General features: G+C 66.6%; 13 protein-coding genes. 5 read left to right on the top strand and 8 right to left on the bottom strand.

The features are described from left to right. Positions 1-142: 142 nt before the first annotated feature. The 3 genes from ACV17W_RS03130 to ACV17W_RS03120 all read left to right on the top strand — a co-directional run bounded on the left by ACV17W_RS03130 (position 143) and on the right by ACV17W_RS03120 (position 6,121). Complete coding sequence (locus ACV17W_RS03130; protein ID WP_462595003.1) at positions 143-961, top strand: IclR family transcriptional regulator; 819 nt, start codon at positions 143-145, stop codon at positions 959-961. An 80-nt stretch (positions 962-1,041) separates the two neighbouring features. Next, positions 1,042-2,247 (top strand): alpha-hydroxy acid oxidase, encoded by a 1,206-nt coding sequence (locus ACV17W_RS03125; protein ID WP_462595002.1) that lies wholly within the window; start codon positions 1,042-1,044, stop codon positions 2,245-2,247. Between the two features lie 244 nt (positions 2,248-2,491). Beyond that, positions 2,492-6,121, top strand: coding sequence for an AAA family ATPase (locus tag ACV17W_RS03120; protein ID WP_462595001.1), 3,630 nt, complete (start codon positions 2,492-2,494; stop codon positions 6,119-6,121). A 24-nt stretch (positions 6,122-6,145) separates the two neighbouring features. Here the strand turns inward: ACV17W_RS03120 and ACV17W_RS03115 are convergent, their stop codons facing one another. From ACV17W_RS03115 to ACV17W_RS03095, 5 genes are all read right to left on the bottom strand, one after another. After that, positions 6,146-6,808 carry a hypothetical protein gene (locus ACV17W_RS03115; protein ID WP_462595000.1) on the bottom strand — a complete coding sequence of 221 codons (663 nt, stop codon included), beginning with the start codon at positions 6,806-6,808 and terminating at the stop codon, positions 6,146-6,148. A gap of 543 nt (positions 6,809-7,351) precedes the next feature. Further along, on the bottom strand, positions 7,352-7,960 hold the full coding sequence (locus ACV17W_RS03110) for a nuclear transport factor 2 family protein (protein WP_462594999.1): 609 nt from the start codon (positions 7,958-7,960) through the stop codon (positions 7,352-7,354). Positions 7,961-8,090: 130 nt separating this feature from the next. After that, positions 8,091-10,151 carry a TonB-dependent receptor domain-containing protein gene (locus ACV17W_RS03105; protein ID WP_462596444.1) on the bottom strand — a complete coding sequence of 687 codons (2,061 nt, stop codon included), beginning with the start codon at positions 10,149-10,151 and terminating at the stop codon, positions 8,091-8,093. Between the two features lie 194 nt (positions 10,152-10,345). Beyond that, positions 10,346-11,767 (bottom strand): PQQ-dependent sugar dehydrogenase, encoded by a 1,422-nt coding sequence (locus tag ACV17W_RS03100; RefSeq protein WP_462594998.1) that lies wholly within the window; start codon positions 11,765-11,767, stop codon positions 10,346-10,348. Beyond that, entirely contained in the window at positions 11,764-12,192 is a 429-nt protein-coding gene (locus ACV17W_RS03095) for a DUF2231 domain-containing protein (protein ID WP_462594997.1), read from the bottom strand. The genes ACV17W_RS03100 and ACV17W_RS03095 overlap by 4 nt, the downstream gene beginning before the upstream one ends. A 284-nt stretch (positions 12,193-12,476) precedes the next feature. Here ACV17W_RS03095 and ACV17W_RS03090 point away from each other — a divergent pair, with 284 nt between their 5' ends. Then, entirely contained in the window at positions 12,477-13,121 is a 645-nt protein-coding gene (locus tag ACV17W_RS03090; protein ID WP_462594996.1) for a glutathione S-transferase family protein, read from the top strand. Positions 13,122-13,190: 69 nt separating this feature from the next. On the opposite strand, the gene ACV17W_RS03085 is transcribed toward ACV17W_RS03090, so the two are convergent. Further along, positions 13,191-19,778 carry a hypothetical protein gene (locus ACV17W_RS03085; protein ID WP_462594995.1) on the bottom strand — a complete coding sequence of 2,196 codons (6,588 nt, stop codon included), beginning with the start codon at positions 19,776-19,778 and terminating at the stop codon, positions 13,191-13,193. A gap of 173 nt (positions 19,779-19,951) precedes the next feature. On the opposite strand from ACV17W_RS03085, the gene ACV17W_RS03080 reads away from it, so the two are divergent. Then, complete coding sequence (locus ACV17W_RS03080; protein ID WP_462594994.1) at positions 19,952-20,950, top strand: cupin domain-containing protein; 999 nt, start codon at positions 19,952-19,954, stop codon at positions 20,948-20,950. Positions 20,951-21,002: 52 nt separating this feature from the next. On the opposite strand, the gene ACV17W_RS03075 is transcribed toward ACV17W_RS03080, so the two are convergent. Both ACV17W_RS03075 and ACV17W_RS03070 read right to left on the bottom strand, forming a co-directional pair. Then, complete coding sequence (locus ACV17W_RS03075; protein WP_462594993.1) at positions 21,003-22,799, bottom strand: ABC transporter ATP-binding protein; 1,797 nt, start codon at positions 22,797-22,799, stop codon at positions 21,003-21,005. Further along, positions 22,789-23,994: a beta-glucosidase gene (locus ACV17W_RS03070; RefSeq protein ID WP_462594992.1), complete on the bottom strand. Its 1,206-nt coding sequence runs from the start codon at positions 23,992-23,994 to the stop codon at positions 22,789-22,791. The genes ACV17W_RS03075 and ACV17W_RS03070 overlap by 11 nt, the downstream gene beginning before the upstream one ends. Positions 23,995-23,999 lie beyond the last annotated feature (5 nt).

The following is a 23,999-nucleotide window of genomic DNA, read 5'->3' as shown; positions in this document are numbered from 1 at the left end:
GCGGGCGCGGCCGTCTACGCGCAGCCGGCAAGCCTGTATAGTCAGCGGACGAAAAAAATTCGGGAATTGCTGCGGGGCACCGGCCGCACGCACCAGCCCGAGCCTCACAGTCGATACGCGAAGCCACGGAGGAGGGGGGAGCATGGATTTCGAAGACCTCGCAATGTCGCTGCCCGCGCGGGCGGCCACCCCCGACCGCACGGGCACCCAGAGCCTGGGCCGGGGAATCAAGCTGATGCGCATGATCGCGACGCGGCCGGATTTCGGCTGGCGGCTGTCCGATCTGGCGGCGGCCTGCCAGCAGGACAAAGGTACGGTGCATCGCATGCTCGCCTGTCTGGTCGAAGAGCGCCTGGTGGTGCAACGCGCCGACGATCGCCGCTATCTGCCGGGGCCGCTGATGTACGAACTGGGGCTGGCGGTACCCGCGCGCGTGCAGTTCCAGCGCAGGGCAGAGACCCTGCTGCATGCCTTCGCGCGCCGCATGGGGGGAATCTGCCTTTTGCTGATGCGCAGCGGGACGGAATACGTCTGCAGCGTCAGGACGGGCACCCTGCAATTGTCCGGCCTGATGGTGCAGGTGGGCACGCGCCGTCCTTTGTTCACTTCGGTCGGGGGCGTCGCCATCATCCAGACCCTGCCGCCCGAAGAAGCCCGAGTCGTGTTGCGCAGCAACGTCGCGCAGGAGGTGTCCGGCCATGGCACGCAACGGCTGCATGCGTTGCAGAGAATGCAGGAACGTTCGGACCGGCACGGCTGGGGCGTGAATCTCGGCGACGTGGTGCCGGGCGTGCACGCGCTGGGAATGCCCCTGCGTGACGCGCGCGGCGATGCCTACGCCGCGGTCTGCCTGATTGGCACGGCAGAACTCTATGGCGAGGCGCGCCTGCCTGAATTGCGCGTCGCGCTGCAAGACATCGCGGCGGCGCTGGAAAGCGAAGCGGACAAGTTCAATATATGAAATAGACGCCGCGCCAGGCCGCGGCGGCGCGCGCAAGCTCGCTTATGGTAACGGCGTTGCCATTTCACCCGAGCCGTACCGTGAACGTAGAATCCGCCATCAACCTGGAAGACCTGCGCGTAATGGCGCGGCGCAAGTTGCCGCGCATTGCCTTCGATTTCATCGATGGGGGGGCAGACGGCGAGCTATGCCTGCAGCGCAACCGCGCGGCATTCGAACGCTTCTGCCTGGTGCCGCGCTACCTGCGCGACGTGTCCCACCGCGATCAGTCCGTCGAACTGTTCGGGTGTCGCTATGCGAGTCCCATCGGCATTTCACCCACCGGCCTGGCCGGCCTGTTCCGGCCCGGGGCGGACCTGCTGCTGGCGGCGGCGGCGCGTCGCGCCGACGTGCCGTTCCTGCTTTCCAGCGCCAGCAACGCGGCCTGGGAAGATGCCATCGCCGTCGCGCCCGAGCACGTCTGGTTCCAGATGTATTGCACCAGCGACGAACGCATCAACGACGACCTGGTCCGGCGTGCCCGTGAAGCCGGCTCGCGCGTGCTGGTGGTGTCCGTCGATGTGCCGGTCAATTCCAACCGCGAACGCAATCGTCGCAATGGGTTCTCGCGGCCATTCCGCATGACGGCCGGCGTCGTGCTGGAAGCGTTGGGACATCCGGGATGGGTCATGCGTTATCTGCGCACCGGCGGGATACCCATGATGCAGAACTGGAAGCCGTATGCGCCCGCGGGCGCCGACGCCGCAGCCGTGGCCGATCTGTATGGCACCCTGACGCCCGCGCCCATGATCAGCTGGGAACACATGCGGCGTATTCGCAACGCCTGGGACGGCCCGCTGGTGATCAAGGGCCTGCTGCATCCGGAGGATGCGCGCGATGCGCAGCGGATGGGGGTGGATGGGCTGGTGGTGTCCAACCATGGCGGCCGCCAGCTCGATGCGGCGCCGGCGCCGCTGGATATGTTGCCCGCCATCCGCGACGCGGTTGGCGATCGCATGACGCTCATCCTGGACAGCGGAGTGCGCCGGGGTTCGGACGTCGCGATTGCGCGCGCGCTGGGCGCCTCGTCGACCATCTTCGGCAGGCCCACGCTGTACGCCGTCGCGGCGGGCGGCCAGGCGGGCGCGGAGCGGGCATTGCAGATCGTGCGCAGCGAGCTCGATATGGTGATGACACAGATCGGCTGCCGGTCATACCAGGAACTGGACGGCAGCTATCTGTGGTCGCCCCAGCGGCCGTCCGGCGCATGGCCGCCGCCTGGCGCGGCCCGCCTGGCCTCTGCCTGATCCGGCGGCAACGGATCCGTCGACGCCGGGAACCGGGTGAAATGTTGATGCAGCCCGCAAGTATTCGGTACACTCGTCGGGCACTCAACGCCAACTGAGCGTTGATGCGCTGCACGCCGGCACTTTAGCGATCGATTTTCAACCGAGAGAAACTAAGGCCCAGCGCGGTATGGGGCAGCATGGCAGGCAGGCTTGGCCCTGGACTGCCTTGGCGGGTCGCAAGGTTCTCGTCATTGGGTCCGCTATGCACCCGAGCCTGATTCGGCCTGTCCACCTGCGGCTGCTCGGCGAATTCGACGTCACCATTGCCGACGTCAACGGCCGCCACGCGATCAGCTATATCAAGCCCAAGCTGCTGCTCGCCATGCTGGCGCTGGCGCAAGGCAGGCCGCACTCGCGCAGCGAACTGGCCAACATGCTGTGGCCGGCGGATACGAATGATGGCCGGGCCAACCTGAGGCATGCGCTGTTTGTCCTCAGGCGCCTGTTCGAATCCGTACCCGACGCCTGGATCACCACCAGCAGCACCCTGGCCCTGAACCCGGAAGTCATCACGGTGGACGCGCTCGCCATCATCGGCGCGAGCGGCTACGAATCCTTGACGCTCGAGCAGCGTCTGGGGTACGACCGCGGCGCCTTTCTCGAGTATTCGGACCTGCCAGACAGCGAAGCCTTCACGGCCTGGAAGACCAGCTGGCAGTCACGCATCGAGCGCGATATTTCCGAGTGCCGCAGTGCGTTGCTGGCCCGGCTGGCCCAGACGGGAGAGCATGAGCAGGCCCTCGAAATCGCCCGGCAGTGGGTGCACCATCATCCCGAAGACGAAAGCGCGCATCGCCACCTGATCCGCCTGCTGCGGGACAGCGGCAACCGCGAAGCGGCCATGCTTGCCTATCAGCATTGCGCCGGCATCTTGCGAGACCGCTACGATTCCGAACCCACGGAGCAGACGCGCGCGCTGATCGAGTCGGAGCCGGTACTGGCCAATGCCGCATTTCCTGCGCAGCGGGCCGCGCAGCCACCGCAGCACCAGCCCGTGGCCGTCCTGGCGCTGGCCCTGTCTCTGGATGAGTCGGCCGGCTGTCACGAGCAAGCCCTGCAGAGCCTTCAGGCGGCCCGCGGACAACTGCTCGAAGCGATACGCGGCGATGGGGCCAGCGTGCAGGTCGGGGCGGACAGCAGTCTGGTCGTCGTCTATGGTTATCCCAGGCTTGCGGAAAGGCCGGCGCATGCCGCCGCCAGCCTGGCCTGCGCCATTCGGCAGATCACGCTGCCCGATGGGGTACATGTGGGCATGGGGATGCACGCCGAGATCGCCCTGGTGGACGCAGGCTCGGGGCCGAATGCCTGTGCACTCGTCAGCCTGCGCGCGATGCGCCTGGCCTATCTTGCGGATCCTGGCGACATCTTGCTCAGCGCATCGGCCCGGGATCGTCTGGCCGGGGATTTCGCCACCCGCGCCGACAAGCGGCACGGTCACCAGCGATACTTGCTGCACACACAGCTCGAAGCAAAACTGGTGCGGCGCATGTTTGGCCGGGCTCGCGAGTTCGACCACCTGACCAGCCTCTGGAGCCGGCTGCCGTTGACGGAGTTGCCGGCGGTCACCCTGGTGCGAGGCGAGGCCGGCATTGGGAAATCGCTGCTGACCAGGGTCATGATGGAGTATGTGCGTCACACGCGAGGCGAGGTCAGGTCGCTGGCCTGTACCGAAGGCCATGACCATACGCCTTTTCACGCGGTGCGCGAATGCATTGTGCGCAGCTTGGCGGCAGAGTGGGGCGGTATCCAGGACGCCCTGGCGCAGCCCGATGCCCAGCGCGAGTTCGTCGCCTCGGTGTGCCAGCGCGTGAGGCTCGACGAGTCGATACGCGGCAGTCTGCGCCGGATGCTGTTTCCAGAGCGCGGACACGAACGCGGCGCGCCGGGTGAATTGCTCCGCGGGGCTCTGATGCAGGCCCTGGCCGCGATCGTGACGTTCCGCAGCGAGCCGCGGCGTCCATTGCTGCTCGTCTGGGAAGACCTGCACTGGGCGGACGCGTCCAGCGTCGAACTGATCGAGTTGCTGGCGAAACAGGGGCAATCGGGCCCCACCATGCTGCTGCTCACGGCACGTGAAGAGTTCAGGTACGACGGGCCGGCGCATGAGCTGTTGCTCAAGCCCCTGGAGCGGCAGGCCATGGCCGAGTTGGTCGCCCATCGTTCCCGGGGCCAGCGCCTGTCGCCGAAGTTGCGCGCCCGGATCGTGGCGGATGCCGACGGGATACCGCTGTATGCGGAAGAACTGGTGCACCAGGCCGAACTGGGCGCCGAGATGGGCGTCGCGCCCGTCGTTGCCGACCTGATTGCGGCGCGGCTTTCCGACCTGGACCCGGTGGCGCGAAGGCTGATCCAGTTTGTCGCCACGGCCGGGCAGGTCGATCAAGCGCTGTTGCCGCGCGCGGCGCAGGCCGCGGGTGTTGAAACCGGTAGTGTCGCCGAGGTGTTGCACCAACTGCGCCACCGGGGCCTGATAGAGGAGGGCATGCCCGCCAGGTTCCGCCATGCGCTGGTGCGCGAGGCCATTTACCACACGCTGAGCGCTGCCCAGCGCCGCGACCAGCACGAGGTCCTGGCCCACTCCCTGATCGAGCTGGGGTCTGCGGCCGGGTCGATCGAGCCCGCCTACATTGCGCGGCATCTGGAACTTGCGCAGCATGCCAGCGCGGCCCGATGGTGGTGCCTGGCCGCGCGGGACGCGCTGGCGCAGTCCGGCATGGCCGAGGCGCACGCGCTGACCGAACGCGCCTTGCAGGCGCTGCAGTTCATCTCCGATGGGGCCGCGCGTCGCGCGGCCGAACTCGAGGTGCAGTTGTTGCGTGGCTCGGTATTCGCGGCGCTGAAGGGGGGCGGGGCGGCCGAAACCTCGCAGGCCTATGCTCGCACCGCCGAGTTGCAGCAGCACAATGCTGATGCGGGTACACAATTCCTGCAGCTCTGGGGCGCGTGGACGGTCGCCTTGAGCACGCGAACCCATTCCGAAAGCCTGCATCATGCCGAACGCATGCGTCGCCATGCGGAACAGAGCGGCGATGCCGCCATGCTGAGCCGTGCGCAATATGCCTGCGGCTTCAGCAAGCTGCTGAGCGCAGACATGGTGGCCGCCGAACGATGGTTGCGGGCCAGCATTCATACCCTGGGCGGGCAGCCCGACCATTCCATGCGCTTTGCCCGCTGGGGCGCTGATGGCGTCTGCGCCGCGAAAGCCGTGCTGGGCTGGGCGCTGACGCTGCAAGGCCGTGAGGACGAAGGCCTTGCGTCGGCAAAATCGGGATTGGCGGACGCCGACAAGCTGGCGCACGCGGCCAGTCGCGTGCTCTGCCTGTCGATGCTGGGCGAGATCCATCGCCGCCGCGGCGAAGACGAAGCGGCGCTGCGCACCGTAGAAGCGGTTCGCGCCACAGCTCACAGCGGCGACTTCGCGCTCTGGTATGGGTTGTCCGACGGCCTGTCAGGATGGGTGAGGGCGCGGCAGGGCATGCCCGAGGCGCTCGACGAAATCAGGCGCGCCATCGAGGCCGCTCGCACCGGCATGCCGGTTTTGCAGTGCGGACTGGAATTACTGCTTGCGGGGGCAAGCCTGGAACTGGATCAGGTGGACGAGGCCACCAACGCCGCGCACCGCGCCGCCGACGCAATGGAGCGGTTCGGCAGCTTGTTCATGCGCGGCGATTATTTGTGCTTGCGGGGCAATGTGGCGGCGCTTCAGGGCAATCACGACCAGGCGCGCGAATATTGGCGGAGCGCGGTGGCGGAAAGCCGCAGGCTGGGCTTGATGCTCGCGGCGCGCAAGGCACAAGCCAGCCTGGATGGCGTCACGCAACTTGCGACTTGACCGGGTCGGCCGGACGAAAGCAGATCAGAACACACTGCGAGTGACGACCGCGCCTTTGGGGCGAAAGCCGACTCTGAAGCTCTTGGCTTCCGGTATCAAGGTCTGCGGCTGGCTGACGTACATCCAGGTTGAGTTCCGGTAGTACAAGAAATTGAAGGCGTTGGGATGGGCGTCAGCGCCGTAATCCTCGAAAGAAAAGCAGGATTCCAGCGTATCTCCGGATTCGCGCTTGATGAGATCGGCGATGGAACGACTGTGAGGGTGCTGGTTGTGATAGACGCGAAACCATTCTCTGCCCAGGGGTGAGTTCGTCACCACGAAAGCGCAGCCATTCATGGCAGGCGTGAACATGAATCGGTGTTGCGGGCTATGGCGCGGAATATCGACCCAGCCCGGCAGGATGTTGCCGGAATAGTAGGGACACCAGTAACCCGTGATGGGCGTGTCATTAGTGACGGCGGAATTGCCCATGCAGAGGTCGTGGACGATGCGCCCGTCATCCACCTCTTGCTGGACAACCAAATCGAACTGGGCTTGCTTGCGAATATTGGCGGCGGCGATGAGGCTTGCAAGACCCGTGCTGGATGCTTGCCCCGGGGTCGCGGACAGGCCTCGGATCGTGTTGACCACATTGGCCTGCAGGAACAGGTCTGGTGCATTAATAAATTGCCCATTTCTTCCATTCATCGCTGCTTTTCCTATCGCGTGCTTTCGGGAAACGCCTTGCCACGTTCGTGGAACGTGCCGGGCCTGATGTCGGGGATCGAATGCTCCAGATAGCCAAACCGGCGAAGTGCCGGGGCCTTTTTGGACGCATTAGCGTACGGCAGCTCGCACCCATCAAGGCGTTACCGATTATTGGTCCATGTAAGCCCGCGCCATGGCGGTGCACCGGCGGCGCCTAAGTTTCGGGTGGAATTGCGTGCTGCGACGATGGTCCGGACGTTACGAGCGCCAGCGGGGCGCGGCCCGTGAGACGGCCATTTTTGCCAGAGGTACGGCGACAATCAAATACGCATAATGTGTATTATGTAAAGCAGTGGTTATGAGCAGCCCAAGCCTGGGCCCGCCCTGACCGCTTTCGCCCCTAACCTGAATCGCTGGGCGGCCAAGCAGCCCGCATGATGGCGCGGGCCGTCGATAGCGCGGCATCGGGTGTGGGCGCACCCGGGGTCGGGCCCGCGCTGTTGCGGCCTCAAGCCGCCCTGTTGCGCGCTTGCGCCTTTCCGGTCAGGGTTTCGGAGTGCCGGTGACCGTGAACGGAGCCTTGTCTTTGGTTGTCTTTACCGTCCACGCTCCCGACTGCCGGAACGAACTGGCCGAGGCGTAGGTATCTTCCATGAACTGGAAGTACGTCATCTTCCCGTCGTGCACCTTGGCATGGATGGAAAACGGCGAAGTGAACGCCGTGCCGACGGCTACCGACCTATAGGTGAACTTGCCGAAGATCGCCACCGTTTCTTCAGACGCGATGCTGTCGGTGATGGCGAAGTCTTCGATGTTCCAGTAGTTGGCGACTTGCATGAAAACGCTGCTGAAGGCCGTCGGCCCCTTGTTCGTGCCGGTCCACGGAAGAATCTGCTTGAGCTCGGGATTGTCGAAATTGAGAGACACGTACGTGGCGTCCGGCGCCACCAGCCTCTGAGCGGCGGCCTCGACCTTGTCGGGCGCGGTGTTTTCCAGAAACTCCATCACCACGGCCAGCGAAGCGGCGGATTGGGACGCCGGCGCGGGCTGCGCCCGTTCGGTCGCCCCAGCACCTGCCGCCGCAACGGTCAGGCTGGCTGCGACGATGGCGGCAGCAAAGTTTGATTTCGGTGTTGTCTGGGTCGTGGGCATGTCTGGGTCCGTAGAAGGAGATTTTCCGATTCCGGACGGTACTTGCCGAGGAAGATCATGGATAGAACAAACACCGCGCGACAGAACCAGACTACGGCGGCGGCGCTTTTATGTCGCTCGCCGGTGGAGTTCAGAACGCATATGACACCATCATGCCTGCGCTCCAGTTCCTGCCAGCCGCCGGCTCGAAATACCGGCCATTTCCATCGTTGACAATGACCGAGCCGATGTAGTCGCGGTCGAACAGATTGTCTACCCGCGCGTAGGCGTCCCAGGTCCACGCCTTGTGCTGCCAGCGGTAGCCGGTGGATGCCGCAGCCACGAAATAGCTCGCGGCGGCATCGCTGTTGGCGTCGTCCACATATATCTTGCCCAGGTACCTGCCCTCGACCCCCGCACGCCACCCCTGCGCCGGGGCCCATTCCAGCGCGCCGTAAAGCATCTGCCGCGCGATGCCGGGAATGCGGTTGCCGGCGCGTATGTCCGAGCCGGCGATATCGTCGCGGTAGCGGGCATTTATCCAGGTGTAGGCCACGTCGGCCCGCCATTCGGATGCGAGGCGGCCGCTCCAGGCCAGCTCGACACCGTTGCGGCGGGTACGCCCGCCGTTCCGATACGAGGTGCGCCCGTTGGCACTGCCCGCTGCCACGATTTCGTTGCGTGTATCGGTGTGGAACGCCGCCACGGAAAACAGGCCCGCTCCCCATTCGGACTTGTAGCCCACTTCGTAGTTATGGCTGATGGCGGGCTGCAGCCCCAGGTTCAGCCCTGCCCTGCCATCGGGCCGGTATGAAACTTCATTGGTCGTGGGCGTCTCGAAACCCTGGCCATACGAGGCATAGACGCTGCTGCCGGGCGTAGGCGCGTAACGCACCGACGTCACGGGCAGCGCCCTGCGATATCGCGCTGAACCGCTGTCGTCCGCGTTGCCATCCTCAACATAGTGGTCGTCGGAATCGAAGCTGACCGAGCTGTACCGCAGCCCGGCGTCGACGGTCCAGCTCGGCGCGACCTGCCACGATGCCTGCAGATACGGATCGACGTTGTAGACGCGATTGGTTTCGTCGCGGCGCAGGCGCCCCTTCACACCAAGTTGGCTGGGTGCGAGCGCCGGACCGAGAAAGTTCTCGTATCCTTTTCGGTCTTCGTGCAGATGGTCATATGCGAGGCCACCTACCAGTGTGAGGGGCCGGCCGGCCAGCTCCATGCGCGTCGTCCAGCGCAGGTCCATGCCGGCGTACTGGCGTTCCAGGCCGATCACCCCGCCCGCCTGCCCCGGATTCAATTGGACGGCCGCGGGGATGGACAGATATTGCGTCATGTCGCGTTGCCCGAAGTACAGCATGGCGCGCAGTTCGTTGTCGGCATCGACCTGTCGCTCATATAGCAGACCGCCCTGCGTCTGCCGCACGGATTTGCGCGTGTTGTACTGGCTGGCCTGCGGGGTAGCCTGGCGCGGGTCCTGCTCATACTGTTCGCGCGTGAGGCCCATGGGATCCTGGGCATGCAGGTCCACGCTGTTGACCACCAGCGTGAGCCGGCCGGCATCGTCGAGTTGCAGTCCCAGCTTGGCGTTGCCCAGGTTCTTGCGCGCGCCGCTGTGATCGCGATAGCCCTCGGTAGTGAGTCGATGGGCGCTCAGCACGTAGTCGAGGCTCTGCGTGGCGCCGCTGGCCTTGACGCCGAAGTTGTAGGTGCCATAGCTGCCCGCCGACACTTTCCCCTGCACCCGTGGCGGGCTCTCGCCAGTCTCTGTGAACACTTGCACGACCCCGCCCGAAGAATTGCCATACAGCGCCGAAAAAGGGCCGCGCAGCACTTCGATTCGTTGCGCCGAGGCCAGATCGATGTTCGACGTCTGGCCTTGACCGTCCGGCATGGTGGCCGGAATGCCATCGACGTACAGCCGCACGCCACGCACGCCGAAGGTAGACCGGGCGCCGAATCCGCGAACCGACATCTGCAGGTCCTGTGCGTAGTTCTGGCGGTCCTGGATTTGAAGGCCCGGTACGATGCCCATGCTTTCGGCCAGGCTGATCCCTGGCGAGTCGAAGCGCAGCAGATCGCCCTGGACCACGTTGACCGAGGCCGGGGTGTCCAGCAGCGACGCGCTGTAATGGACGCTGGTCACAATCACCGGCTCCAGGGTCGGGGCCTCGGCTGCAGTTTGCGCCGACGCCTCGCTGCTCATCGCTGGAACCAGCGCGCCGCACAGCACGAAGGCCGCGCGATTCGGTCCGGAAGTCAGGCTGCGGGGTATCACCATGGGTAGACGGGCCAGCGATAGAAGTCAGGGGCGCATGTCATCCGCGCCCGGCGCGCGGCGCGCCCGGCCCCGAAGCAGGGGCCGGCGCGGCCGGTGAAGAATAGCCCAGGGATGCGGGCTCAACTGTTTCCGGCTGGCGCCGGAGCTACCGTGGCCGGCGGCTGGTCCGGGCTGGCCGGCGTGGGCTGCGCGGGGGAATCCTGCTGCGGCGGGGTCTGCTGCTGCGGCGATGGCTGCGAAGGCTGCGGCGGCGCGGCCTGGTTCGGCGTCACGCGCCAGACCGTATTCGATAGGTCGTCGGCAACGATCAGGGCGCCGCGCGGGTCCAGCGTCACGCCCACCGGGCGTCCGCGCGTCGTGCCATCGTCGTCGCGAAAGCCGGCCACGAAATCCACCGGGATGCCGGATGGCCGGCCGTCCTTGAACGGGACGAACACCACCTTGTAACCCACGGGCTCGCTGCGGTTCCAGCTGCCGTGCTCTCCGACGAAGGCGCCGTCGGTAAACTTGCCGCCCATGCTGCCGTCGGAAAATGCGACCCCCAGCGCGGCGACGTGTGCGCCCAGGCTGTAATCGGGCTTGATCGCAGCCGCGACCTTGGCGGGGTTCTGGGGACGCACGCGGTCGTCGACATTCTGCCCCCAGTAACTGAACGGCCAGCCATAAAAGGCGCCCTCTTGAACCGACGTCAGGTAGTCCGGTACCAGATCGGGGCCGATCTCGTCGCGCTCATTGACCACCGCCCACAACTGGCCGGTGCCCGGCTGGATGGTGAGCGCTGTCGGATTGCGCAAGCCCGTGGCATATACCTTATGTTCGCCGGTGCGGGCGTTGACCCGCCAGATCATGGCGCGGTCGGCCTCCGCGGTCATGCCTCGCTCGGTGATATTGCTATTGGAGCCGATACCGACATAAAGGTATTGTCCGTCGGCGCTCGCGGTCAGAGCCTTGGTCCAGTGGTGGTTGATCTCGGCGGGCAATGGCGTCAGCGTTTCGGGGGGGCCGCTGGCCTTGGTCTGGCCCGGCTGATAATCGAATCGCACCAGGGCGTCCTGGTTGGCCACATACAGATTATTCCCCACCAGGGCCAGCCCGTAGGGTGCGTTGAGGTCTTCGGCAAATACCGAGGCCTCGTAGGTGCCGTCCCCCTCGGGGTCGCGCAGCAGGGTCAGGCGGTTGCCTCCCTTCACCGAACTGGTGCCACGCGACTTCATGATGCCCGCGATCACGTCCTTCGGTTTGAGCGCCGGCGCGTTGCCGCCCCTGCCCTCTGCCACCAGGATGTCGCCGTTGGGCAAGACCAGGGTCTGCCGGGGAATCTTGAGGCCTGTCGCGATGGCCTGGATGGAATAGCCGTCCGGCACGGTGGGCAGCTTGTCGCCCCACTCTGCCGGTTCCGCAATGACCATGTCCGGCAACACGCCGCGCTGTGGCTTGGGCAGTTTGGGATCGGGACCATATTGATCGGGGCTCAGCTGGGCGAGGCATACGCCGGCTGCGGCCATTAGTGGTATCAGGGCGATAGCGGTGATATTTTTCATACGGCGCCCCTCAAATGCGGCGCGCGGAACCCCAGCCAGGTGGCCAGGCAAGCCAGCACGACCGTGATGACGGACATCACCAACCCTGTGGGCATGCTTGCCCAGGCATCGCGGGCATGCATCAGGGCGTTGAAGAAACCCACGATCCACATCGCCAGCAACACAAGCACGTAGACGGCCGCGCCGGGCCAGCGGCGTCTAGGCATGCAGACGTCGATGATCGCGAGCACCAGCGCCACGGCGCCGAATACCAGGCCGCCCACCAGCAGCCACGATGCGAAGTTGCTCCATTGGATGTGGTAAGTCTTTGCATAGGCAAGGTCGGCCAGCATGGTGCCCAGGAACAGGGGAATCACGCCCGCCAGGAAGACGGCATGCAGTGGATGCACCGTCAATGCATATCGATGTTGAACGAGTTGGGTCACGCGATTGCCTCCTTCCAGTGACGCGGGTTGGGCCAGGATATCGGGGACGGACAGCAAGAATGATGCCTGGCGGCCTGGGGGGTCGCTGGTCCGGGTGCCCTGGCTCGCGCCGAGGCGCGACACTCGCATGGGGAGCACTGCACGCCGGCCCAGGCATGGCACCCGGCGGCAGGTTTTGCCGGCTGCCTGAAAAAACGGGCGTCGCCAGGGGCGCCGGAGTTTGCTAAAACGCTAACCGGACCGTCGACTGGAATGGTCCGCCCCACTTCCGGAGACCCGTTCTGATGAAGCTTTACTACTACCCCGGCAACGCGAGCATGGCGCCGCATTGCCTGCTCGAAGAAATTGGCCAGCCCTTCGAGCTGAGCCTGGTAGATCGCGCGAACAATGGCCACAAAGACCCGGCCTACCTCGCCCTCAACCCCAACGGCCTGATCCCGGTGTTGGTCGACGGCGATCTCGTGTTGTACGAATCGGCAGCCATCTGCCTGCATCTGGCCGACCGATACCCCGAAAAACAACTGGCCCCTGCGCTGGGTACGGCGGAGCGGGCGCAGTGCTACAAGTGGCTGATGTGGTGTACCAACACGCTGCAATCCACCGCCCTGCTCTATTTCTATCCGGACCGCTGGGTCGAGGCAGGCAACGCGGACGCAGCGGCACAGGTCAAGGCGCACGCCGAAGCGCGTATCGACGGCTTGCTCGAGCAAATCGACGCGCATCTGGCGCGCGCCGATGGACCTTGGTTCCTTGGGCAGCGCTATTCGGTGCTGGACCCCTACGTGCTGATGCTGTGCCGTTGGACCCGCGGCTTCAACCGCCCGGCTCGCGGTATGCCGCACATCGGTCCCTACCTGCAACGCGTACTCGAGCGGCCTGCGGTGCAGCGCGCGCTGCGCACCGAAGGGCTGCAAGCGCCGTACGTGTAAAGGTCACGGCGTAACAGGCGAGCCTTGTGCGACGTCGGGCCAAACGTCGCGCGGACCGCATCGGTGCTGCTAGTACCGCCAGCTCGCCTTCAGAGAGCCCCCGTGGCTCTGCACATGGCTGGAGTAGAGGCCGTCGTACTGCAGGCGCACGTCGAAAGCCTCGCCGCCGAATATCTGCATGCCGGCGGTGACCCGGCCGAATGTGCGGCCCGATTCCAGCGTGGACCTGGCCGCGCGGCTGCCCGCAGGCGCCGCTTCGAGCCTGGCATAGCTGTCCCAATGATCGGTGCTGCTCAGGCTGAGCCCCAGGTTCAGATAGGGACGCAGCACGTGGTTTCCGGCCAGGTCGATCCGGCCGCCAATCTCCACGCCAGGCGTCAGTATGGCCGTCCACTTGTCGCTGGCTTCGTAATTGAGATTCAAGGCGCCCGCTCCATGTTCCGAGTACGACGGCATGCGGGTGTAGATCAGGTCCAGGTCGACCATCGGCTTGATGTAGGCCCGGCCCAGGTCGTGCGTGTATGCGGCCCGAAGCCTTTGCCCGAGCGAGAAAACATCCGGCGAGCTTTTCGCGCTGACGTCATCCGAGGACGAACTGATTCTGCGGGTGCTGTCGTAGCTGCCATAACTTCCCGTCAGAGAGCCCGCCAGCATCCAAGGGCCATCTTCGTATTTCAGCGTGGCGCCCAGGTAGCCAGTGTGGCCGCTGAGTTTCTGGCGGCCATCGGTGGCACGCATATGGCCGTTTTCGTAGGCCGCCGAGACGCCCACGAACCATTTTGGCGCGACCTGTTGCTGCACGCCGAGCTGATACGTGACGCCGCTCGCCTCGAACGACGAGGTGCCGTGGCTGCCGTCGACACGGGTGCTGCGTGCACCGATGTTGCCCCATACGCAAGACGTTTCACCCAGGCGCGGGTCTGCCCCCTGGAACTGCGGGCAGCTCTGCAGGGAGCTTGCGAATCGCGCCATGTCGGCCTGCTTCAGGGCGGCGGGCGCCGCGGATATGCCGGGTGCCAGGTTCGATAAAGCCTGATTGAAGCTGGCCGCGCCCTGCCGGGCGGCCTGGTCGAAGCCAGCATAGACTTCGGCCAGGCGCTCATCGCCGCCGCGCGCCCAGATGTCCTGCAAGTGGTCACCAAGTTCGCGCAGATTCCGGCCCGCGCCGGACTGCTGCGCCACCGTATCGAAATGGGCGCTGCCCAGCGCCACCGTCGCGTGGTCCTGCGAGTACGTCGTCGTGTAATCGAACAGCGGGGACCCGCCGCGCAGTGCGGTGCGTGGATCGATCTGCGCCGACCGCAGGAACACCACCGGTCGGTCCGGCATCAGGCGGGTGCCCTGAATACGCAGCGTCCCGCCGAGCGTCGCCGTGCCATCCACCTGCAGCAGGTCGGCCGACTGGCTGATGAAGTCGGCGCCGATCTGCAACACGCCGTCAGAGGTCTGGTCGAAATTGCCGGTGACCTGCGTGCGTGTCGTGGTCAGGGAATGTCCAACGAGGAACTCGCCGTGGTTGATCACTGACCCATCGATCGTGTCCGCCTTCAGTACCTGGCCCTGATTCTGCAGGGTGCCTGCCCCGTCGCGACCGTTCAGGTATTGGCTGCCGGCGACGCTGCCGTGGTTGGTCACGTCCACTTGCCGGATGCCTGTATTGTTGATGGCGGTGGCCGCCGACAGCGACGCGCCCGAGTCGATGGTGACGGTATTTGACTGCGCCGTGCCGTCGATCCACACCCCGCCGCCTGTGGCGGCGGTTGCCGTCACAGTTCCGCCGATCGACACGCTGACCTCACTCGAGTTGCTGGTGTTGCCGTCGCTTTGCGCGAAGATCGCGTAGGCGTTCTCGCCGCCTACACTGAGCGTGCCGCTCTGCGTGATCGATACGTTACCCGCTCCGTTACCCATCGCGTCCGGTGCGGCGTGATCGTACGCCGAACCCGCGTAGCTGCCTGTGCTGTCTCCGGCCAGTCCGCCGCCATCGGCAATGGACTGGGCGATGATTCCGAATGCGCCGTCGCCCGCCGTGGTCAGCGTGCCCGTGAACTGCAGTACGACGTCACCGCCGGTGCTTTCGTCGCTGCGCGGCGCGGTGACGGCCGTGCCATTCCATTCGGGCGACAGGGCGCCGTTGGCAGTGTAGCCGGCGATGCCGCCTCCGCCTCCGATGGATTGCAGAACGATGCCATGCGAGCCGGCTCCGCTGGTCGCAATGACAGCCGGATTCGACGAACTGGCCTGGCTGCCGAAGTTTCCAATCGTGATGCTGAGTGAGCCGCCCGCCAGCGCCTGGGCAGTGTTGCCTCCGCCGATTCCGATCTGCGCAACGTTGGCCGCCGCGCCCGACGCCACGATACCGCCGCCGCCGCCTATGCTTTGCGCCACCATGCCGAATGCATGTTCGCCGGTCGTGCTGATGTTCAGCCAGGCTTCCATGCCGATCGGCCCGCCTGAACTGTTCGACACGGGTGAGGCGATGCCAGTGTTGTAGGCGCCGCCGCCGCCGCCCAGGCTGAGGTCGAAATTCGGCGTAGAACCGTCGCCCGACACGCCAACCGATGCCACGCTGGCCGTGCCGCCGCCTCCGCCGATCGACTGCAGCACGACACCGTGCGAGTTGAATCCGGCGGTCGTTACCGAAAATACGCTGGCGGTGCTTCCATTGCCGGTGGTGATCCGGCCGCCCGAGCCGCCATTGGGCGTGGCGCCGGTGGCGCCCAGCGTGACGCTGGACGTAGAGTCGCCTGGAGGGGCCGAGTTGGCCGAGCCGTCGGCGCCCTGCCCGCCGCCGCCGCCGATGCTTTGCGCGAGCAGACCATAGGCGACGGCGCCCGTCGTGGAGATCGCCGCCTTGTTCATGGTGCCGTCGCCCTGCAGATCCAGGTAGACGGTTCCCCCGTTGCCTGCCGCCCCGCCTGAGCCGCCGACGCCCATGATCACGTTGGTGGCGCCGGTCACACCCGACGCCGTCGCCGTGCCCCCCGCGCCGCCGCCGCCGCCGATCGACTGCAGCACGATGCCGTCCGCGTACGTGCCCTGGGTCGAGACGGTACCCGAGAAGCCGTTCAGGGTAACGGCGCCGCCGCCTCCGGCCGCACCGCCCTGCCCGCCCACCGTCAAATTCATGTCATAGGAGTTCGAATCGTCGTCATCGTCCGACGCTGTGCTGCTGGCGCCGCCTGAGCCGCCCGCATCTGCGCCAGCCGAGCCGGCGAGGCCGCCGCCGCCGCCGATCGACTGGGCGAGAATGCCGTCGGCATCCCCGCCGGCGGTCACGATGGCGCCCTGCGCCGTCACGGTCACCGCGCCGCCGTCGCCTGCAGTGGCCCCGTTGGCGCCCACCGAAACGCCCACGGACGCCTGGTAGCCGTCGTCGTCGTCATCGTCGTCTCCGCCGCCAGAGACAGACAGCTGGACTGTGCCGCCTTGCGATGCGCCGCCGCCGCCGCCGATGGATTGCAGCAGCATGCCGCGCGAGCCGGACCCGTAGGTCTGCAGCAGCGATCCGGCATCCAGCTGGGCGGTCATCTCGCCGCCGTTGCCGCCGTCGCCGCCCGTGCCGCCGACCCCCACGGTGGCTTTGATCAGTTGTCCCGAGCCGCCCGTCTTGCTGCTGCCGATCCCGGCATTGCCGCCGCCTCCGCCCAGGGTCTGCGCCATCAGCGCGTTGGAAAAATCATCGTAGGTGGTGATGGACGAGCTGCCATCCACATACAGCTCGACCTTGCCGCCATGCCCGCCATCGCCCGCGCTGCCGCCCAGCGCCACACTTACTGTGATCTGGAGGGTGTCATCCGGCGCCGCCGTGGACGTGGTGCTCAGCGAGTGCGACGCGCCGCCAGCGCCACCCCCGCCACCGATCGTCTGCGCCAGCACGCCATGCGAACCCACTCCGCCGGTGGCCACCTTGGTGCCCTGCTCCAGGCCGACTTGCAGGATGCCGCCGTTGCCTCCGCTGCCGCCCGCGCCGCCCAGCGCCAGCGTGGTCGCAATGGCAATCGAGCCGTCTCCGGTAGGAATCCCCAGGTCCAGATCGCTGGCCTGTGCACTGCCGCCATTGCCTCCTCCGCCGCCGATGGCCTGCGCCAACACGCCATAGGAGTCCGAGATCGCCGTGTTCGACTGTCCGCCGGCTGTGGTGACGTTCGAATTCTTCAGGCCCACCGCGACGGTGCCGCTGCCGCCCCCATCGCCTGCCTTGCCGCCGATCGTCACGTCGGTGCCGAAGAAGGCGTTCAGGCTGGAGCCATGGGCGGCCCCGCCGTTGCCCCCGCCTCCACCTATCGATTGCGCGGTGATGGCGGGCGCGGCAATGCCCTGCGTGCTGACGGTGGAGCTTTCCAGGCCGATGGTCACGTTGCCGCTGTTGCCGCCTTTCGCGCCCGCGCCGCCGATCGACAGGCTGACGAAGTCGATGCCATCCTGGGTCGACGAGCCGCCCGTGCCGCCGCCGCCACCGATGGACTGCGCCAGCACGCCTATCGCTCCGGCCCCTTGGGTGGACAACGATGCCTGGTTGCCCAGCACCTGCACCACCTCGCCGGTGCCGCCGCCGCTGCCGCTGCCTCCCAAGGCCGGGGGCGCTTCGGACGATCCGGCGGACAGGCTGAATACGCTGCCGCCGTTGCCGCCGCCGCCCCCTATCGACTGGGCAACGGCGCCATGCGCGTAGAGCCCGGATGTCTTGATTGCACTGCCGCCCTGCAAGTTGATATTGACCGTTCCCGCGTCGCCCGCGGCGCCGCCCTGGCCGCCTACCGCCGACACCCCCAGCGCCGAGCCCGCATTGCCGCCGCCGCCGCCGACGGACTGTGCCAAGATTCCTATGCCGGCTTCGCCCGTGGTCGTGACCGCGCCGCTCAGGGTGGCGACGACGCCGCTGGCGGTGCTGCCGCCGCCGGCGGTGCCGCCCACCGAGATTATGCCCGAGGCGCTGCCTGCATTGCCGCCGCCGCCGCCAATCGACTGCAGCAGCGCGCCGATGGATCCGGTACCGGTCGTATTGATGGTGCCGCCCAGCTTGCCGCTTACTGAACCGCCATTGCCGCCCCCGCCGCCGCTGCCGCCCAGCGCAATCACGCCTCCGGCCGTGGCGCCCGTGCCGCCGCTGCCCCCGAGGGATTGCGCCAGCACGCCATGCGCGTACTGGCCCGAGGTGGTCACCGCGGCGTCGCTGTTCACGTCCGACTGGCCTCCGCTGCCCCCCACGCCGCCATCGCCCGAGTTGCCGTCTATCCAGCTGGTCCAGGCGCCGCCGGAGCCGCCCGCCCCGGCCAATGACTGGGTCACGATCGCGATCGCGTAGTCGCCGCTGGTGTTCACCTGGGAGGCGCTGTCCAGGTTGGCGGTCGCCACACTGCCGTTCGCCCCTTGGCCCCCCTGGTTGGTACCCACGCCTCCCAACCCGCCTATGCTTTGCACCAGCACCCCGTACGCGCTCGCGCCGGTGGTGGACACGGTGCTGCTGCCCAGCGTGGCAGTGGCGGTGCTGGCGGCGCCGCCGTCGCCGCCGTCGGAGTCGTCCGGCAGCGAGTTGTTCGAATCCGTGCCGCCATTGCCGCCGCGCGACAGCACTTGCACACCGCTCAGGCCGTCGCCCAGGCTCTGGACTTGGGTGTTGTAGACATTGGCGGCGGCGCCCAGGGAATCGCCCCCCCTGCCGCCGGTGCCATCGTTGGTGCCGTAATCCCCGCCATGGCCGCCCACCGACATCGCGAGGATGGCGGCGCTGTCGTCCTGGGTGGCCTGCGTTGTGGCGGCCGTGATGGTGGTGAGACTGCTGCCTGCAGAGCTTGCGCCGACGTTGGCCGTTGCCTGGCCGGCCTGTCCGCCATCGCCGCCTATATCGCCGGTAAACAGATTGACCCCGCCTGTCCCTCCGATACTGCTCGCGACGACCGCCGCGACGCTGCTGCAGCGGTTCACGTTGAACGTGGCACTGCAGGCGGTCTGGGCCGTCGGTGCCCAATATACCGACACGTCGCCGGTGACGTTGGCGGTTGCCGTCGAGGCGCTACCGCCTGCACCAGTGGGTTCCCCGTCGGTATTCTCGCCCTTGGTCAGATCACCGCCTTTGCCGCCCAGGCTCTGTGCGACGACGCCCCATCCCATATCGTTGCCGGCCAGGTAGGCCGACGCGCTACCCAACTGAACGCTGGCACCGCTGGTGACAGTGACCTCGGACGCGTTGCCGCCGGTGCCGCCGTAATGGTCGATGACCGCGGCGTTCGCGTCGGCGCCCGCGCCGCCGCGCGAGCTGCCCAGCACCCCGATGACGCCATGCTGCAGGTTCGCGCCGGACGCTGTGGGCGACGATATCGTGATGTCCGCTCCAGGCGAATTGGTCAGGGTCACCTGTGCGCCACTGCCGCCGTTGCCGCCGTTGTCATGCGAATCGGGCGTATAGCCCGCGCCGCCGATACTCGCGGCCCGCACCCCGATGACCAGAGTATCGCTGCTGGTCGGCGTGACTGCGACCGCCCCGCTGGTGGTGTAGGTGACATCACTGGCCCCGCCCCCGTCCAGGTTGCTTTCGGTGCCGGCGGCGCCACGGCTGACCTGCTGAACGCCCACCGTAATGGTGCTGGGATCGGCGGCCAGGGCCGGAGTGGTCACGAGCAGCGACAGGGCCAGGGGGCTTGCAATTGGTTTCATTGTTTATGTCCGATAGGGGCGGGCTTGCGGACGCCAAAACGGGCGCAGCCCGCAATGCTCGGCCGCGCCGCCGCTGCTGTCTATCGGTTAAACGCCGTGGCCCGACGAAAAAGCGCTGTTTTCAAGCGGCAATGATGAGTAATATGTCGTCACTTTGCATCCCGCGAGACGCGATGGCCCGATCTCTGTTCGCCCAAGTGCGCTTCGAGCATTACCGCGTGGTCAGTACGACTGATCCGGAAGAGGCACGGCACCAGATCGGCCAATTGCTCAATTCATACCAGCTCCGTGTCGAACACGGACGCCTGCTGCACAGCTACCTCGACCTGGTTCCCTGTGGCGGCCTGTCGCTCATCCGGATGCAGCATGCGCGCGGCGCGCAGGTCAGCGTCGACCCGGACTGCCAGTGTCTGGACGGCTATTACCTGCTGGTGCTGCCGACACAGGGCAAAGCCTTGTTTTCCTTTGACGGGCAGGCCCTGGAAGGGACGCCCAACCAGGCGTTCCTGATCAGCCCGGACCGGCGCTTCCATTTCAAGGCCAGCCCCGATTACGAGCAGGTGCTGCTGAGGTTGGAACGCAGCACCATTGCACGAGCCTGGCAACGCCTGACCGGGCAGGATGAAGCGCCCTCGATTTTCTTTGATGCAGTCATCCCTCTGCATTCGGCGAGCTGGCAGGCGCTGCTGCCCGTGCTGCAATGGGTCGTGCGGTGCGCCGGGGCCGGGATCACCCCCGATGCCCCGCATTTCGCCTTGCTGTCGGAAACCGAAATGATGGTCGCCACCACTCTGCTGTTGCACCAGCCGCACAATATGGCGGCCCGCCTGTGGCCGGCGCCGCCGCCATCGGCGCCGCAGGCGATCCGCCGCGCGCAGGCCTATATGCTGGAGCATCTGGGCGAGCGAATCCCGGTGGCCATGGTCGCCAGCCACTGCGGGTTGTCAGCGCGGCGCCTGCAGGCCCTCTTTCAGGACGAATGCGGGCAGTCGCCCCTGCAATGGCTGCGTCATCAGCGACTGCAGGCCGTGCGGCTGGCGCTGTCCCAAGGTGGCGGGTCGACAATCAGCGAAATCGCCGCCCGCTTTGGCTTCACGCACCTGGGCGAATTCTCGCGTGCCTATCGGCAGGCCTACGGCGAAACGCCGCAGCAGACGCGCGCCGTGCGATAGCCCGCGTCCAGAGCAAAGCGCGTCCGGGCCTGGGACGAGGCTCGCCTCGACTTCAGTTTGCCAACGCTTCGCGCGACGTGTCGGGTGGCGCGTGCGCGGGCGGGCTGACCGCCTGGATGTCCCAGAGCTTGCGAAACAGGCCGTCGGCGCGGCGCAGCTCGTCGAGCCGGCCGTCTTCCACCACCCTGCCGCCGTCCAGGACCACGATGCGATCGTAGCGTGCCAGAGAAGACAGCCGGTGGGCAGCCGCGACCACGGTGCGGTTGCGCATCAGCTCGATCAAGGCTTCCTTGATCAGCAGCTCTGAGTGACTGTCCAGCGATGACGTGGCTTCATCCAGCAGCAGGATGGGCGCGTCTTTCAAGAACGCGCGGGCAATGCCGATCCGTTGGCGCTGGCCTCCGGACAACATGGCTCCCCGCTCGCCGACCTGGGTATCGTAGCCATTGGGCATGCGCCGGATGAAGTCGTCGCAGTGGGCCTGCCGTGCGGCGTCGAAGACTTCCGCATCCGTCGCCGCCGGACGGCTGTATCGGATGTTCTCCATAATGGAGCGGCGGAACAGGCTGATGTCCTGCGGTACCACCGCGATCGCGGCGCGCAGGCTATCGGCGGTCACGTCGCGGATATCCTGGCCATCGATCCGTATCACGCCGCGCTGCGGAATGTCCGCGCGCTGCAGCAGCGACAGCAAAGTGGACTTGCCGGCCCCCGACGGGCCCACCAGGCCCACCTTCTGGCCGGGTGGAATCAGCAAGTCCACCTCGCGTATGGCCTCGTGCCCATCGGGGTACCGGTAGCTGACCTGGCGCAGTTCCAGTTTGCCCTCGCGGCAAGTCAGGGGGCGGCTGTGGGGCGAATCGGGCGCGGTGTGCGGGCCAGCCACGACGGAAAGCATCTCGGCAATCACCCCGAACTGCTGCGCCGTGCCGACCAGCGCCAAGGCGAGATCTCGCGAGCCGTGCAAAATGCGGAACGTCAGCGCGCTGACCACCACGACATCGCCCGGGCTGGCCTGGCCGGCCTGCCACGAACGCAGCACCCATACCAGCATCGCGGCCGCCATCAACCACAAGAAGATGTCGTGGATCACCCTGGCCTTCTCTACATACATCCAGCTTCGCCGCTGCGCGCGCGCTTCGTCGCCCAACTCGCGCGCCAGCCTGGCCCGCTCGCGCTGCTGGGCAGAGAACGCCTGCACCGCCCATATGTTGGAGATGGCATCGACGAGCTCGCCGCCAACCCTGGCGGCCTGTTCGCCGTACTGCCGATGCAGGCCTCGGCCGCGGGCGCCGAATACGACAATCACACTGCTCACGATGGCCACGAAAATCAGCAGCGCGACCGCCATGCGCCAGTCGACGAGCAGCAGTACGATCACGGCGCCGATGAAGTCCACGCAGGGCGGCACGATGTTCCAGGTCAGTGCGCCATAAATCGCGCCCGCGGCCCCCGCGGTGGAAGAAATTCGGTTGCCCAGGGCCCCGGAATGGTGGCGTTTGAAGTAGCTGAGGGCGTGATGGCTCAGGTGCTCGAAGAGGTCGACGCGCATGTCTGCGCAGGCCGCCACGATGCATCGGCAGCCCTGCCAGCCACCCAGGCGCCACAGGGCCGATTCGGCGGCGATCAGCCCCAGAAACAGCCCGAGCGGCAGCCACACCCCTGCATCGGCGCGGCCGCCGCCGGCCATGGCGTCGACGATCAGCTTCATTGCATACTGCACCGCAACGGCGCAGGATCCCGCGGCAACGACAATCAGGAACAGCGTCGAAAACGCCCAGGGGCGTGCGCCGGCATAGCGCCAGAGAAACGCGGCCGGTCGCCGGGGAATCGCATGCTCATGGCGCATCGGCGTCGTTCCGTTGCAGACCCGGCTCGGGGGGCGCCGCCGCGAGGGCGTCGGCAAGATGCCCCGCCGGAGCGGCTGGCGTGTCGGCGGCGAACGCGGCAAAGCGGCGCATCTGCCGCTGAATCTCCGCATCGTAGGCGCCATGCATGCTGCGCTGGCCGTCGGCGGTGGGCGCACCGAACAGTCCTGTGGGGCACGCCCGGTCGTCCTCCCAACCGGGGTAGTCGGTAATGGGATAGAGGCAGATACCCACCAGAGGCACGCCTTGCAATATCGCGTGTGCCGCCTCGTCGGCAACGTAACGCAGCCACGGCGCCCTCGCGTCGCCTTCCGCCCCGGTTTCGGCGATGAGGGTCGGACGCCGGTAACGCTGTGCGGCATCGGCCAGCAGGTCGCGCAGGGGGCGGTACTGCGGGGACTGCATCGGTATCATCGGCCCGTCCAGAAACCATTGATTGTGGGGGTAGTAGTTCAGTCCCAGTATGTCCAGGTAGCGCTCTGCGCCACCCAGTTCCGGTTCACGGCGTCCGCACAACATGTCCCAGGCCTGGAACTGAGCACAGTGGGCTTCCTGCGCCTGGGCGGCCCGCGACGCATCGAGCGGGTGGATGGCGATCAGCGGGTCCGCCGCCACCATCCGGGCTTCCGGGTCCACTTCCAGGATCGCGTCGGCCGCCTGGATGGCAGCGCGCACCAGCTGACGCTTCAGCTCGGCACCGCGTCCGAACGCGCTCGGGCCGAAATGCCCGACCTCGCCGCCTGCCCACGCCCAATATGAAATCTCGTTGATCGGACAGTACAGCGGCGGAACGGCAGACTCGTTGGCCAGCAGCCGCGCCGCCGCCGCCGCATAGCGCGCAAACTCTTCCGGAAAGCGGGCCGACCAGATGTCCAGCCAGTCCGGCCAGCCGTAGTGGCATAGATCCCAGATAACCTGCGTGCCTTGGGCCTTGGCCGCCGCCACCTGGTTGCGCAGGCTGCTCCAGTCATAGCTGTTGGGCGCTTGCCCCACTTTGTGCCAGCGAACGCCGTCCCGCACCGTGCGTAAGCCCTGGCGGGCCGCCGCCGCGTAGTCCTGGGCGGCCCATATCTCGTGGCCGGTCGAAGCGACCAGATCCAGTCTTCTTCCATCCGGGAACAGATGGCACGAACATTCGAAGCCGGCCTGGATGAAACTCTGGAACGTACTGCGCATGACCG

This window comes from Bordetella sp. MIP270_01_BMS (genome assembly GCF_054958705.1).
This window is presented reverse-complemented; position numbering and strand designations above follow the sequence as displayed.

Coding starts and splice junctions, on each gene's coding strand:
- ACV17W_RS03130 (WP_462595003.1), top strand. CDS start 143: ATGGATTTCGAAGACCTCGCAATGTCGCTGCCCGCGCGGGCGGCCACC.
- ACV17W_RS03120 (WP_462595001.1), top strand. CDS start 2,492: ATGCACCCGAGCCTGATTCGGCCTGTCCACCTGCGGCTGCTCGGCGAA.
- ACV17W_RS03115 (WP_462595000.1), bottom strand. CDS start 6,808: ATGAATGGAAGAAATGGGCAATTTATTAATGCACCAGACCTGTTCCTG.
- ACV17W_RS03110 (WP_462594999.1), bottom strand. CDS start 7,960: ATGCCCACGACCCAGACAACACCGAAATCAAACTTTGCTGCCGCCATC.
- ACV17W_RS03105 (WP_462596444.1), bottom strand. CDS start 10,151: ATGAGCAGCGAGGCGTCGGCGCAAACTGCAGCCGAGGCCCCGACCCTG.
- ACV17W_RS03100 (WP_462594998.1), bottom strand. CDS start 11,767: ATGAAAAATATCACCGCTATCGCCCTGATACCACTAATGGCCGCAGCC.
- ACV17W_RS03090 (WP_462594996.1), top strand. CDS start 12,477: ATGAAGCTTTACTACTACCCCGGCAACGCGAGCATGGCGCCGCATTGC.
- ACV17W_RS03085 (WP_462594995.1), bottom strand. CDS start 19,778: ATGAAACCAATTGCAAGCCCCCTGGCCCTGTCGCTGCTCGTGACCACT.
- ACV17W_RS03080 (WP_462594994.1), top strand. CDS start 19,952: ATGGCCCGATCTCTGTTCGCCCAAGTGCGCTTCGAGCATTACCGCGTG.
- ACV17W_RS03075 (WP_462594993.1), bottom strand. CDS start 22,799: ATGCGCCATGAGCATGCGATTCCCCGGCGACCGGCCGCGTTTCTCTGG.
- ACV17W_RS03070 (WP_462594992.1), bottom strand. CDS start 23,994: ATGCGCAGTACGTTCCAGAGTTTCATCCAGGCCGGCTTCGAATGTTCG.